8 protein-coding genes are annotated in these 14540 nt (G+C 58.8%); 1 reads left to right on the top strand and 7 read right to left on the bottom strand.

What is annotated here, in order from left to right:
* Window positions 1-88: 88 nt before the first annotated feature.
* Window positions 89-1675 carry a BCCT family transporter gene (locus AAF659_RS04015; protein WP_349750399.1) on the top strand — a complete coding sequence of 529 codons (1587 nt, stop codon included), beginning with the start codon at window positions 89-91 and terminating at the stop codon, window positions 1673-1675.
* 7 nt (window positions 1676-1682) lie between these two features.
* Here AAF659_RS04015 and dinG read toward each other — a convergent pair whose 3' ends face one another.
* The 7 genes from dinG to AAF659_RS03980 all read right to left on the bottom strand — a co-directional run bounded on the left by dinG (window position 1683) and on the right by AAF659_RS03980 (window position 14523).
* Window positions 1683-3875: an ATP-dependent DNA helicase DinG gene (gene dinG / locus AAF659_RS04010; RefSeq protein ID WP_349750398.1), complete on the bottom strand. Its 2193-nt coding sequence runs from the start codon at window positions 3873-3875 to the stop codon at window positions 1683-1685.
* Between the two features lie 30 nt (window positions 3876-3905).
* Window positions 3906-5369, bottom strand: a complete 1464-nt coding sequence (locus AAF659_RS04005) for a DUF3336 domain-containing protein (RefSeq protein ID WP_349750397.1) — start codon at window positions 5367-5369, stop codon at window positions 3906-3908.
* Between the two features lie 53 nt (window positions 5370-5422).
* Window positions 5423-6211 (bottom strand): MlaA family lipoprotein, encoded by a 789-nt coding sequence (locus AAF659_RS04000; protein ID WP_349750396.1) that lies wholly within the window; start codon window positions 6209-6211, stop codon window positions 5423-5425.
* A 163-nt stretch (window positions 6212-6374) separates the two neighbouring features.
* The gene (locus AAF659_RS03995) at window positions 6375-7496 is read right to left on the bottom strand and encodes a beta-ketoacyl-ACP synthase III (protein ID WP_349750395.1); all 1122 of its coding nucleotides are present in this window, start codon (window positions 7494-7496) and stop codon (window positions 6375-6377) included.
* 77 nt (window positions 7497-7573) lie between these two features.
* Window positions 7574-11467, bottom strand: a complete 3894-nt coding sequence (gene hrpA, locus AAF659_RS03990; RefSeq protein WP_349750394.1) for an ATP-dependent RNA helicase HrpA — start codon at window positions 11465-11467, stop codon at window positions 7574-7576.
* Window positions 11468-11583: 116 nt separating this feature from the next.
* Window positions 11584-13242 (bottom strand): AMP-binding protein, encoded by a 1659-nt coding sequence (locus tag AAF659_RS03985; protein WP_349750749.1) that lies wholly within the window; start codon window positions 13240-13242, stop codon window positions 11584-11586.
* A gap of 102 nt (window positions 13243-13344) precedes the next feature.
* Complete coding sequence (locus AAF659_RS03980; RefSeq protein ID WP_349750393.1) at window positions 13345-14523, bottom strand: vWA domain-containing protein; 1179 nt, start codon at window positions 14521-14523, stop codon at window positions 13345-13347.
* Window positions 14524-14540: the final 17 nt, after the last annotated feature.

Raw genomic sequence — 14540 nt, 5'->3', positions numbered from 1 at the left:
TTTTTCTGTCCGCCTGTCAAAACACCCATTGATTTCCTGAAATCAGCTGTCATCATCCCGCGCTTAACTCACTCGCCACGAGGCTCTCATGACTCCATCCGAACCGACCCCCGGGGCTGAAACTGAGAATCGCCCCCTTGGTGATCCGGTGGTGCTCGGACTCAGTGCCGGGTTCATCATTGTTTTCATCCTGCTGTCGCTCTACGACATCAACATGGTGTCGGAAAGCATTGGTGCCGGCTTTACTGCCACTGCCGCGGCGCTGGGCTCCTATTTCCAGCTGCTGCTTCTGGCGACCTTCTTCATCGCGCTGGGTGTCGCCGTCTCTCCCGCGGCCGGTGCGTTTGTGGGTAACCGCACCACACCGGAGATCAGTACCTTCCGGTGGCTATCCATGATCATGTGCACACTGCTCGCCGGCGGGGGTGTGTTCTTTGCCGCTGGTGAACCCGTGTATCACTTCGTGGTCACGCCACCGGCATTTGAAACCGAGGCCGGCACCGCCGAAGCCGTCGCCGGCGCTCTCGCCCAGTCATTCATGCACTGGGGCTTTCTGGCCTGGGCCATTCTGGGATCACTGACCGCCATCATTCTGGCGCACAATCACTACGACCTTGGTCACCCACTGCGCCCCCGCACACTGCTCTACCCGGTGTTCGGCCAGCGCATCATGAGCGGCTGGCTGGGCAGCATTGTGGATGCCTGCTGTGTGGTTGCGGTTGTGGCCGGCACCGTAGGGCCCATCGGCTTTCTCGCAACCCAGGTAAGCTACGGGTTTGAGGTGCTGTTCGGCATTCAGGACCGCTACTCCACGCAGCTGATGATCGTAATCACCCTAGGAGCGATCTACGTGACCTCGGCGGTAACCGGTATTCACCGTGGCATCCAGTTCCTGAGCCGCTTCAATGTGATGCTGGCACTCGCCATCGCGGCGGTCATTTTTATCTTCGGTCCCACCCTCTTCCTCATCAACGCCTATACCCAGGGCTTCGGTGAATACATCTCCTCGTTCTTCCGCATGGCAACCATGACATCGGAGACGGCACCGGCATGGTGGATGAAGTGGTGGACGGTGTTCTTCTTTGCCTGGTTCATCGGCTATGGGCCGCTGATGGCGATATTTGTGGCACGTATCTCGCGTGGCCGCACCATTCGCCAGATGATCCTCGCGGTCGCGGTTATGGCACCGGTTGCCACTACGGTCTGGTTCACGCTGCTGGGCGGCTCCGGCATTTTCTACCAGATGCAGAGCGTCATTGACCTCGCCGAGCCGCTTCAGAACTTCCAGTTCGATGTCGCCACGCTGACGGTTGCTCAGGCACTGCCCGGCGGCATGCTGATGGCGCTGGCCATACTACTGCTCACCACCATCTTTGTGGCGACCACCGGCGATTCCATGAGTTACGCCATCTCGGTAGTCGGGACAGGGCATGACGAGCCGAACCGCGCCGTGCGTGTATTCTGGGGCGTTGCCATGGCCATGATGGCGGCCATCCTGCTCTACATGGGTGAGGGCCAGATCAGTGCGCTGCAGCAGTTCATCGTGATCACAGCCATTCCGGTATCGCTGATCCTGCTGCCATCACTATGGAGTGGGCCCAAAGCAGCCTACGCCATGGCACGGCAACAGGGGCTCATCAGCCAAGAACCTCACCCAGCAAAGCGGGCGGACTGAGGTCCGCTCAGGCGGCAATCACACGGCGGAACGGCGGCAGTGCGTCAAGCAGCATGCTGCCGTAACGCCGGGAGACAATGCGGCGGTCCATGATGGTCACCCGCCCGGTATCGGACTCACTGCGCAACAGGCGCCCTGCAGCCTGAACGAGCCGTATTGAGGCATCCGGTACACTGATTTCCATAAAGGGGTTGCCGCCTCTTTCCTCGATCCACTCGGCCAGGCTGGCCTCAATGGGATCATCCGGCACCGAGAAGGGCAGGCGTGTCACCACCACGTGTTCCAGGTAGCTTCCCGGCAGATCAATACCCTCAGCGAAACTGGCCACCCCGAACAGAATCGAGGTCTCTGCGTTATCCACCCGTTGGCGGTGACGCTCCAGAACTTCCGCCCGCGTATGATCATCCTGGGTGATCACACAGTCCCGCCAGGCTTCCGGCAGCATATCCCGCACTCGCTGCATGTCCCTGCGCGCAGTAAATAGCACCAAGGAGGCTGTGTCCCCCTCCAGTACGCCCGGAAGACGATCCACGAGCCGTTCCGCATAACTGGCCGGGTCCCCTGGCTCCATGCTTGAGGCGGGCACCTCCACGGTCGCGTTTTCCTGATAACGGAAATTAGACGGAATCACGAGACAGCGGCTGTCCGGCGGCAGACCGGCGCGCATGCTGAGCCGATCAAAGCGGCCCAGTGCCGTCAAAGTGGCAGATGTCAGGATGGCTCCGAAACAACGGCTCCAGAGACGGCTGAAAAGGACATTGTTCGCCAGTACGGGACTGCTGTAGAGGGTGATATCCCCATTGTCGCCACCCCGGCGGTTGAGCCATCGCGCCGGCGCTGGGGTGCGGGTGTTGTCTTCGCCTTCTTCAGCCTCTGGAACGGCCTCAGCCCAGGCCTGCCACAAGCGCAACTGGTCTTCAGCTCGGGCATGAAACTGACCAACAACAGGGTACCAGGCCTCAGCGGTTTCCCGATCAATATCGCCTTCCCTGCGTTCATCCATGCCTTCTTCCAGAAAATCAGCGAGTTGATCCAGCCGCCGCGTCAGCTGCACCTGATGCAGCTGGAGCGCTGTCACTTGCTCCGTCAGCGCCTCAGGCAAGCGCGCGCCGGGGAAACGGTACTGGCTGGCGCTCGCATCACCATCACCTTCCCAGGGGATATTATCTTCCAGCCACTGGTGGAGCTCGGACAGCATCGGGTCCACTTCCCGCCCCAGATCAGTCAGTTTCTGCACGGTGCGCGCAGCCTCAGAATCAGCGGGCAGGTGCGGCAGCAGCTGCGCCAGGGCCTGGCTCAGACTGCGCAGCCACTGCCGGGTACCTTCCAGGCCCAACGAGGCAGCAAAGTGATTCAGAGCCTTGTCCGGCAGATGATGGGCCTCGTCCATGACATAGATGGTGTCTTCCGGCTTAGGCAGTATGGCGCCGCCCCCCAGCGCCAGATCCGCGAGCACCAGATCATGGTTGGCCACGATCACGTCAGCGTGTTCCAGTTCCGCACGAGCAGCAAAAAAGGGGCAGCTGTCGAAGTAGCTGCAGCGCCGGTTGGTACACTGGCGGTGATCCGTGGTCACCCCCTGCCAGATTTCGTCGGGAATATGATCCGGCCAGTGGTCTCGATCACCATCCCATTCGCGCGCGGCGTAGCTGGAGAACAGCTTCTCATGGAATGCGCGGGTCTCCGCCGGCTCCCCTGGCTCGTCCTGGAGCATGAACAGCGGAATGGTGTCACTGTCCTGATTGCCTTCACCATGAAGCCGCTGCTCGACCTTGGACAGGCACAGGTAGCGGCCCCGCCCCTTCGCCAGAGACCAACTCACATCCAGCCCCGAGTGGGCTTTCAGGTCCGGCAGATCTTTGTTCACAATCTGGTCCTGAAGCGCGACTGTGGCGGTGGACACCACCAGCTGCTTGCCCAGTTGCCTCGCTACAGGGATGGCAGCCAGTAGATAGGCCAGGGTCTTGCCGGTGCCGGTGCCGGCCTCCAGGACGCAGGCTTTATGGGCGGATGTCCGCTGACCATCGTGTTCCGTGATCTCACCGAGGTAGCGGGCAATCTCCGCGATCATCAGCCGCTGACCGTAGCGGGCGCGCAGATCCTTGCCGGCAAGCACGGCGCGATACGCCGCCTGGATCTCAGCCTTGGTGTCCTCGTTGAGCATGCGCTCCTGTCCACAGGTGGGGATGGGGGCGCCCATGATAGCGGGCGCCACCGGGAGCGTACAGGCTCAGCTTGCGATCACGTGCAGCTCGGCTCCTTTGCGGTTATGCTGACGCAGGCGGCGGATACAGCTTTCAAGCGTGCGCGATATCTTGGCGTGCGTCCGGATCTGGGAGATCAGCGGCCAGGTTGCACGCTCGCCTTCAAGCATCATTTCGCGCACGAACTCCGGCGACGGATTGGACATCATCTGCCGGAAATGGCGCATTCTGTAGCGTGGCGCCAGGGTCACATCCCCCTGGTACTGCTGCGCCATAATGGTATAGATCTGGCCACAGACCTGGCGCGCCAGCTCCGGCCGCATGCGTTGCCTGAGAACGTCGAACAACCCCTTGCCATGAAACTGCATTTCAGCGCGCAGCATCGACAGCGGCAAGCCCGCCAGACTCTCCCGCGTGCGCCCATGATGGCGCCGCAGAAAAGGCACTACATGGGGGTTGGTCTGACTGACCAGCGTGAAGTTGACGTCGTACAGGTGCATGAGCCGCTCCCGCGGCAGATCACTCACCACGGAGCCATCCACAAACCGCAAGCGGGGCATGTAGGGCACAGTCGCCCCCTGGTGGTCCTTTTTCTGCAGCTGCACCGGCGGGAATACACCGGGCACCGCCGATGAAGCCAGTGCGGCGCTCCAGACCAGCATGTAGGGCGATGTGTAACCACTCAGCAGTCGCGCCGCATGCTGCCCCTGATCCGAGGAAACGCTGATGTTGGTGGAACGCCCTGTGTGCTGAAACGCCTCCTCGAACGTGAATTCGCCGATATTCTCCCTCAGGCACTGCTCCAGCACGGCCTGATCCATGAAACCGGCACCCCGAAGCCCGTTGATCACCCCTTTCCAGCGCCAGGCCTTGAGGTTGTGGCGCTCTGGCTCCAGAAGCTGATCCAGCTCGTCATCCGGCGTGGTGCCCACCATGGCGGCCATCACCGCGCCAGCGCTGGAGCCGGAGATCACCTGTGGCAGCAGATCCCGCTCCCAGAGCGTGCGGATAACGCCCAGATGAAACAGGCCGAGAGTAGCTCCGCCACTCAGCAACAGGGCCGGTCGGCCATAACTCAGCAGCGTGTCTTTGAAGAACCCGAGCTTCTCGCTTTCCGGAAGCTCCGGAATGGTCGTGTCGCACAGCAGATTGATGGAGTCGCAGACCTGGTTAACGTACTCCTCAATCAGATGTTTGGTGCCAACGTAACTATTGTGGTAGAGGGCAGGGTTGGAGATATTGCCGAGGTCATGATGGAGCCCCTCGCGGATTGCCCGCTTGAGACGGGCGTGGTCACCGGTCTGGTGGTAATGGCGCAGCTCACGCAGACGGTCATGGATCAGGTTGTAGTTGTAGAGATCAGAAGCAAACGCTTCCTTCCACTCCACATTGCCTTCCAGGTAGTCCAGCTCAAGCGCCGCCGCCTTCCACTGTTCGTAGGTGCGCGCCTGCTCGATCAGTTTGCGGTAATGCGAGATATTTCGGCTCATACGGACTCCGGTAACCACTGCGTGGATCGACCATGACCTGAGTATAGCCCCGATCAGAAATCCTCAAGCATGAGATCCTCATCGTCTTCAGCAAAAGGATCATTCTCTACGCGCCCGTCATTGACCTGATACTCACGCCGTTGCAGGTAGGCATTGCGTATGAACGTGTAGCGATCACCCGTGATCTGATCCTCATAGCTCAACAATGACGCTCTGAGATCCACGCCATAAAGCGCGTAAAGGAAATAGCGCTCCGGTGATTCCACATTCTCCATAAGATCCGGAACGGCATAATCCACACTCCGCCCCGCCGTATCACGAACCGTCGACGGTCCCATAAATGGCAGCATGAGGAAGGGACCTGTATCCGCACCCCAGACACCAAACGTCTGTCCGAAGTCCTCATCCTGTTCCGGCAGCTCCATATAGCTGGCAACATCCACCAGTCCCAGCAGTCCAAAAGTAGTGTTGAAGATGAACCTGCCGGTACTGATCAGTGCTGCTTCGCCTTTACCCTGGAGAAGGCTGTTAACAACGTTGGCCGGCTCACCGATATTACTGAAAAAATTGCTGATGCCATTGTTCACCGGCTCAGGCGTAACCCGGTTATAGCCGCGCGCCACCGGCCGCGCCACGTTGCTGTCTACCACCTCATTGAATGCGAATATGCTGCGGTTGAACGATTGCCAGGGGTCACGTTCATCGTAGACAGAGCTCGTCGCAACCGTTTCGGGGTCAACGTTGCCGGGTAAATTGCTGGCATCGCCTTCCGATTGCTGCGCCAGGGCGCTCGCGCTGAGCCCGAGAGCAAGACAGAGAGCGACGGGAGTACGTTGCATCATCAATCTGTAAATCCTGTCTGAAGGGGATTGAAATCGTCTGTTCCGGCCCTGGAATCAACGCCAGACACAGAACAGGAGCAGCAGCCTGGAAACTTAACGCCAAAGTAGTGTGGATCAATCATGATGCGGGCCCTGAGTGCTGAGAGCGGCCAATAGGGCAGCTTCAGCGCTTGCGCACGACGACGTTCCCGATGGAGTAGCCGGCTCCGAAAGAACAGATGATGCCATGATCGCCACTGTTCAGGTCTGATTGGTACTGATCAAATGCAATGATGGAGCCTGCAGAGCTTGTGTTGGCGTACTCATCCAGAATCACCGGCGCCTCACCGGGTTCTGGGTCCCGCCCCAGAACCCGCTTAGCAATCAGCTCATTCATATTGAGGTTGGCCTGATGCAGCCACATGCGTTGCAGCTGCGAGGTTGTAAGGCCCAGAGCGTCCAGATGTTCACCGATGAGGTCTGCCACCAGTGGTGATACTTCTTTGAACACCTTGCGCCCTTCCTGCACAAACAGTTTGTCCGGCTGGCCGATACCGGATTCGTCGGCACGGTTCAGGAACCCGAAATTGTTGCGGATATTGTTGGAGAAACGCGTCTTCAGCCGTGTGCCGAGTACATCAAAGCCACGCCCGGCGGGCACGTCATCCGGATGTTGCACAATAATGGCAGTGCAGGCGTCACCGAAGATGAAATGGCTGTCACGATCGCAGAAATTCAGATGGGCGCTGCAGATCTCGGGGTTGACCACCAGCACGGTGCGCGCATGACCATTATTGACCGCGTCTACCGCGTTCTGGATGCCAAAGGTCGCGGAGCTGCAAGCCACATTCATGTCGTACGCGAAACCGTCCACGCCCAGCGCGTCCTGCACTTCCACCGCCACTGCCGGATACGGACGCTCCAGATTCGAGCACGCTACAATCACTGCGTCCAGATCACTCGAATGAAGGCCTGCCCGCTCCAGCGCCTGCTGGGTTGCCTTGACCGACATCTCGCATTGGATGCCATTCTCCGTATTGGATCGCTGGGGAATGGAGGGCCTCATTCGCTCCGGGTCGAGAATACCGTCCTTATCCATAACGTGCCGGCGCTTGATACCCGAAGCCTTTTCGATGAAGCTGGAAGATGAAGGATGGAGCGCGTCAAGCTCACCGCGTTCGATGGCCGCCGCGTTACGCGTATTATAGAGTTCAACATACGCATTGAACGCCTCGACCAGCTCGTCGTTGTCGATAACGCTGGGCGGCGAGAAGAGACCGGTGGCACTAATTACTGCTGTCGACACGGGATGGCTCCGGTTTGTTGTTGATGTTGATTACTGAAAATAGTAACACATCGAACCGGCGTGTCAGGTGTACGGGTTTACCGGCGCACCTGCTGCCATTGGCGCTCAAGTCTCTGGGGTGAAACCGTGACGGCCGTACCGAGCTGTTGCGCAAAGTAAGACACCCGGTATTCCTCCAGCATCCAGCGATAGGTAATCAGGGCGTCGTCCTCAATGCCCTGCACCGCCAGTACCTCGCGGCGCTCAACGTAGCGGTCCCAGAATGGCTGGAATTCATTGAGAAAGGCCCGTTCACGACCCGCTTCTCTTGGCATCTTATCCAACCGGATCAGCGCCGCGTCCATATAGCGCGGAAAATGTTTAAGCCACTCCGGTGGTGTCTGCGCCATAAACCCCGGGCAGATGAGTTGATTCATCTGGAATTTGAGATCCGCCATACTCTGAGCCACGTTCAGGGGGATCTTGCCTTTCAGGCCCTTCATCACTTTGTGATAACGCTCCATGATCTGGAGCAGGAGCTGGCTATTGGCCTCCAGAGCCGGCACGAAACCACTGCGGCCGGCTTCCAGGCAGGCTTGCAGTGCCTGCTCACTGCGCGGCAGGGCCTCATCCACGAGAAAGTGGGACTGCGCGGTTGCGATGAGAAGGTCATCGAGCAGCTCCGCCTTGCGCCCAACAGGTGCAAACAGCAGCGAGGCATCATGGAAACCGGGTAACCGGCGATCCAGATCCCGCAGGGTATTGCCAAGCCGGTTCACCAGAATCCTGGCGATGCCACGACGGTTCAGATACCAGGCCCGAACCGGATCCAGCACCTGGGTCTGGCGCACGCCCTGGCCCTCATCCGCCAGCACCGGGTAAACGCGCACCTGCATACCGCCCTGCTCAGTCTCCACACTCTCTGGCAATTTCCCCCCGGGCCAGTCCGTATCAACGGTTTCCGAGTCGGACGTCTCGGGCTCATTCTGCATGGCGGTTTGAAGCGCCTGATGCGCGTCACTTTCATGGCGGGTGATCAGGGTCTCCACATCACGCCCCTGATCCAGAATATTACCTTTTTCATCGATCACCTGGACGTTCATGCGCAAGTGATCCGGCAGGCTTTGCGGGCTCCAGTCCTCTACCGGGACCCGGACCCCGGTCATTCGCTGGAGCTGCTCACCGAGCTTGCGCGTCAGGGGCTCATTGCAGAACGTAAGATTGGACAACGCGGCATCTACAAAATCCGGAACAGGCACAAAGTTGCGCCGCAGGGACTTGGGCAGACTCTTAACAAGCGCAATGGCGCGGTCACGCAACAGCCCCGGAACCAACCACCCCAGCCGCTCCACCGGCAGCTGCTTCAGGGCCATGAGAGGCACCCGGATACTCACACCATCTTCAGCCGTTCCAGGCTCAAAATGGTATCGCAGCTCAAACGCCAGACCGTGCCACTCCAGCGTATCCGGATAGAGACTGGCGGTGTCCGTGCCGGGCTCTTTCTGGAAGACATCGGATTCGGTCAGGTAGAAACGATTCAGCTCGTCATCGCTGAGCCGCTTCCACCACTTTTCGAAGTGCTTGCCACTGACAATGTCGGGAGGCAGCCGCTCATGGTAGAACTGGAACAGCGTTTCCTCGTCCACCAGCAGATCCCGCCGGCGCACCTTGTCCTCCAGCTCTGTTACCTCTGCGACCAGCTCCCGATTCGCCACTACAAAGGGGGCCTTCGTCCGGTACTCCCCTTCAACCAGAGCACGCCGGATGAAGATCTCACGGCACAACTCCGGATCAATGCGCGCGTACCCCACCCGCCGATTCGCCACGATCGTCAGCCCATAGAGCGTAACCGACTCCATGGCCATGACCTGGGCTCGTTTCTTTTCCCAGTGCGGCTCCGCGTGATTGCGCCTGACGACATGCTCTGCCAGCGGCTCAATCCACTCGACCTCGATCCCGGCAACCATACGTGCGAACACCTGACTGGTCTCCACGATTTCGGCGGCCATGATCCACTTGGGCGGTTTTTTCGCCAGGGCGGAGCCCGGGAATATACGGAATTTGCGATTGCGCGTGCCGTGAAACCAGCCCTTCTCCTCCTTGAGTGCCACATTGCCCAGAAGACCGGACAGAAGCGCCCGGTGCACGGCACCGTAGTCTGCCGGCCGTTGATTCACGCGCATGCCCTGCTCGCGCGCCAGAAGCAGGATCTGACGGTGAATATCCCGCCACTCGCGCATGCGCAGAAACGCCACGAAATGCTTCCGGCACCATTTCTGGAGCTGATTGCCGGACAGTGACTGGCGCTGCTCCTCCCAGGCATTCCAGAGGTTGAGCAGGCTGTTGAAATCCGAATGATTATCGCGGAAAAGCGCGTGTGCCTGATCGGCCTGGGTTTGTTTATCTCCGGGGTGCTCACGGGGATCCTGGATACTGAGCCCGGCCGCGACGACGGCCACTTCACTCAGACTGCCCTCACGCTCCGCCGTCAGCAGCATCCGCGCCAAGCGGGGGTCCACCGGGAGCCGTGCCATGCGTCGCCCCGCTTTCGTCACTTTGCGACTGTGGTCGACGGCGCCCAGCTCTTCCAGCAGCTTGTACCCGTCATTGACCAGACGCTTATCCGGCGGATCAATAAACGGAAAACGTTTAACGTCGCCAAGGCCCATATTGGTCATCTGAAGGATCACCGAGGCCAGATTGGTGCGCCGGATCTCGGGGTCCGTGAACTCCGGTCGATTCAGGAAATCCGTTTCATCATAGAGCCGAAAGCACAGGCCCGGCGCCACACGCCCACAACGCCCTTTGCGTTGCTCCGCGCTGGCCTGGGCGATGGGTTCCACCGGCAGCCGCTGCATCTTGGAACGCACACTGTACCGGCTCAGCCGCGCCAGTCCCGTGTCAATCACATAATGGATTCCGGGCACTGTCAGCGAGGTCTCCGCCACGTTGGTCGCCAGCACAATGCGGCGCCCGCCATGGGGCTGGAAAACCCGGTTCTGCTCCTGATTGGACAAGCGCGCATATAAGGGCAGAACCTCCGTATGCTTAAGATCCGCATGCCGCAGCGCTGTGCTTACCTGGCGGATATCGCGTTCCCCGGGCAGGAACACCAGAATATCCCCGGGTGCTTTGCTCTGATCCTTCTCGTAATCCTCAATTTCATGAACAATCGACTCGATTGCCCCCGGCCAACCGGACTCCGGATCCTCGGAATCCGCAAGTGGCCGGTACCTAACCTCCACCGGGTAGGTCCGCCCGGAAACCTCCAGCACCGGCGCATCGTCGAAATAGGCGCTGAAGCGATCCAGCTCAATGGTCGCTGAGGTAATGATCACCTTAAGGTCAGGCCGTTTCGGCAGGATCCGCTTCAATGCCCCCAGCAGGAAATCAATGTTGAGGCTGCGCTCGTGAGCCTCATCAACAATGATGGTGTCATAGCGATCCAGGAGCCGATCATGGGTCAGTTCATTCAGCAGAATGCCATCTGTCATCACCTTGACCAGCGAGTCCTCGCTTGTCTGCTCACTGAAGCGAACCTGATACCCAACTGTCTCACCAACGCGGCTCTGCATCTCCTCCGCGAGCCGCTGCGCCACAGTGCGCGCCGCAATCCGCCGCGGCTGGGTATGCCCCACCAGCCCGCGCCGACCCCGTCCGGCCTCAAGCGCCATTTTCGGCAGCTGTGTTGTCTTGCCCGACCCTGTCTCACCAGCCACGATCACTACCTGGTGCTGCTCCAGCAATGAACGGATGTCCTCGGCGCGTTCAGAAACCGGCAACGACTCCGGGTACGACAGCGCAGGCACCAGACCCTGACGGTACGCCAGCGCTTCCTGCCCTTCTTTCAGAAGCGCTTCAATCCGCTCCCGCGTCTTCCCATCCGGCTGCCCACGCCCCATCAGCCGCAGAATACGCGCAGCCTCCCATTGCCGGCACTCAGCCAGAGACTGTTTGATCTGTTCTCGCCAATTGCTTTTCTGGTCACTCAATGAAAGATGCGCTCCGGAATGCAAAGGAGATTAAGTGGAGTGAGGTGGGGACGGCATAGAACAAAAAACCCCGCCTGATCCAGACGGGGTTTCCAGAAGCCAGCCTGCAGGCAACCTCAGCTGTCCCGCAGTTCCTTTCGCAGAATCTTGCCCACATTACTCTTGGGCAGTTCATCCCGGAAATCAACGTGCTTCGGTACCTTGTAGGCTGTCAGGTTCTCACGGCAGTACTTTATGATCTCGTCCTTGTTCAGGTCTTCATCCTTGGCAACCACAAAGATCTTAACCGCCTCACCGCTCTTATCGTCCTGAATCCCGACAGCAGCACATTCCAGAACCTTCGGGTTACCCATCACAACGTCCTCGATCTCATTCGGATAGACGTTGAAGCCCGAAACCAGGATCATATCCTTCTTGCGATCCACGATCTTTACGAAACCATCATCCTGGATCACAGCCATGTCCCCGGTCTTGAACCAACCTTCCTCATCAATGGACTTGTTGGTCTCCTCAGGACGCTGCCAGTAACCCTTCATGACCTGCGGTCCGTGCACACAGAGCTCACCGGACTCGCCAACCGGCTGATCGTTACCCTCGTCATCAACCGCTTTGATGAGAGTGCCCGGGATAGGTATACCGATGGTGCCAACCTGAGCGGCACCCAGCGGATTCAGGCTTACTACCGGCGAGGTTTCGGTCAGGCCATAGCCCTCGGTGATCTCACACCCAGTAACCTGCTGCCATTGATCCGCGGTGGGCTTGGTCAAGGCCATGCCTCCAGCTACCGTGATCTTGAGGTTACTGAAATCAAGATTGCGGAATTCTTCGTTGTTGGCTAGCGCCACGAACAGCGTGTTGAGCCCCATGAAAACCGTAAACTGCCACTTCTTGAGCTCTTTCACGAAACCTGGAATATCCCGCGGGTTCGGAATCAGGATGCTGTGGCAGCCACTTTCAAGCATGACGCCGCAGTTCATCGTGAACGAGTAGATGTGGTACAGAGGCAGCGGTGCCACGACCACTTCCTTGCCTTCCTCCATCTGGGTCTCAACCATCGGCTTAACCTGAAGCAGGTTCGAGACAAGATTGGCGTGGGTCAGCATGGCCCCTTTGGCAACACCGGTCGTTCCGCCAGTGTACTGAAGAACCGCAATGTCCTCGCGCTGCATGCTGACAGGGCGGTAAGTCAGGCCTGCGCCGGCTTTGAGTACTTTCGGAAAGGCATGAGCCTTGGGCAGATTGTAAGCCGGCACCATCTTCTTAACGTGCTTGACCACGCTGTTCATCATCTTGCGCTTGAGCGGCTTGTGCAGGTCCGCAAGCTCGGTAACGATTACATGCTCAAGGCCTGTATTCGGAAGGACTTTCTCAACATTGCTGGCCATGTTGGCCAGTACAATCAGCGCGCGAGCGCCGGAATCGTTGAATTGATGCTCCATTTCACGCGTGGTGTAGAGCGGATTGGTATTCACTACTACCAGACCGGCCCGCATCGCACCGTAGATGGCGATCGGATACTGCGGGATATTGGGCATCTGGATGGCGATACGGTCGCCCTGCTGGAGATCCGTCTCATTCTGAAGCCAGGCGGCGAAGGCGCGGCTGTAATGATCCAGATCCCGGTACGTCAGGGTTACGCCAACACCACTGAATGCCGGCCGGTCGGCAAACCGCGCCACGGATTTTTCGAACACTTCCAGCATGGTGCTGTACTGGTTGGTATCCACTTGCCGGGGGAGCTCAGCCGGGTATCGCTCTTTGAAAAACTGCTCCATATCCATGACGGATCTCCTCGAGTAACCTGTCTCTAATTGGTGTTTTTGTGGATTCGGATCTTAAAGCCTTTTTACAGCTTCGTCATCATTGCGTATCGCAACTCAGCGACTGAGATAACGCATGGCCGACTCCAATCCTTCCAGCGTCATAGGGTACATGTGGAATCCCACCAGCTTCTGGATCATGCCCATGGAGCCACCCTGCCCCCAATGATCCTCAGGCAGTGGGTTGAGCCAGACCACCTTGCTGAAATGCTCCGTGATCCGCTGGAACCAGGTTGAGCCCGCCTCCTGATTCCAGTGCTCGATGGAGCCACCAGGATGACTGACCTCATAGGGTGCCATGGTGGCATCCCCAACGAAGATCACCTTGTAATCCGGAGGATAGGTGTTGATCACCTCCCATGTGGGGGTGATCTCAGTAGTACGGCGGCTGCTGTCTTTCCACACACCTTCGTAGGTGAAATTGTGGAAGTAGTAGTACTCCAGGTGCTTGAACTCTTCCCGGCAGGCGGAGAACAGCTCTTCGCAGACTTTCACGTGCGGATCCATGGATCCGCCTACGTCGAAGAACAGCAGCACCTTGACCGCGTTGTGGCGCTCTGGAACCATTTTCAAATCCAGATAGCCACCATTGCGCGCGGTGTCTCGAATGGTGTCATCCAAGTCCAGGTGCTCAGCAGCGCCCTCCCGCGCGAACTTGCGCAGGCGCTTGAGCGCTGCCTTGATATTGCGCGAACTGATGGCGACACTATCATCCAGATCCCGGTATTCACGCTTTTCCCAGACCTTGATCGCACGGCCGTGGCGGCCTTTTTCCTGGCCGATACGATAACCCTCAGGATTGTAGCCGTTAGCACCGAAAGGGGAGGTGCCGCCGGTACCAATCCACTTATTGCCACCTTCGTGGCGATCAGTCTGTTCATCCATGCGTTGCTTGAAAGTCTCGATCAGCTCCTCAAGACCACCGAGGGATTCGATCTGCGCCTTCTCTTCCTCAGATAGGTGTTTCTCGAACTCAGAGCGCAGCCAGTCATCCGGAATAAGAGCCTCAAGCAGCTCATCCAGGTTCTCGATACCCTTGAAATAGGCATCGAAGGCCCGGTCAAACTTATCGTAATGGCGTTCGTCCTTGACCAGGCACAAACGGCTGAGGAAGTAGAACTCCTCCATATCCGCAAATGCCAGCCGCTTCTGCAGCGCCTCGGTAAGGTCCAGAAATTCCCGCAGGCTGGCCGGCACCCCGGCGCGGCGCACTTCCAGGAAAAAGTCGATGAGCATAGAGCCCCCGAAGTCGG

Source organism: Salicola sp. Rm-C-2C1-2, from assembly GCF_040196175.1.
GTDB lineage: Bacteria > Pseudomonadota > Gammaproteobacteria > Pseudomonadales > Oleiphilaceae > Halospina.
This window is presented reverse-complemented; position numbering and strand designations above follow the sequence as displayed.

What these genes read in the sequence shown, in the direction of transcription:
- AAF659_RS03980 (WP_349750393.1), bottom strand. Translation starts at nt 14,523, where the DNA reads ATGCTCATCGACTTTTTCCTGGAAGTGCGCCGCGCCGGGGTGCCGGCC.
- AAF659_RS04005 (WP_349750397.1), bottom strand. Translation starts at nt 5,369, where the DNA reads ATGAGCCGAAATATCTCGCATTACCGCAAACTGATCGAGCAGGCGCGC.
- AAF659_RS04000 (WP_349750396.1), bottom strand. Translation starts at nt 6,211, where the DNA reads ATGATGCAACGTACTCCCGTCGCTCTCTGTCTTGCTCTCGGGCTCAGC.
- AAF659_RS03985 (WP_349750749.1), bottom strand. Translation starts at nt 13,242, where the DNA reads ATGGAGCAGTTTTTCAAAGAGCGATACCCGGCTGAGCTCCCCCGGCAA.
- dinG (WP_349750398.1), bottom strand. Translation starts at nt 3,875, where the DNA reads ATGGGCGCCCCCATCCCCACCTGTGGACAGGAGCGCATGCTCAACGAG.
- AAF659_RS04015 (WP_349750399.1), top strand. Translation starts at nt 89, where the DNA reads ATGACTCCATCCGAACCGACCCCCGGGGCTGAAACTGAGAATCGCCCC.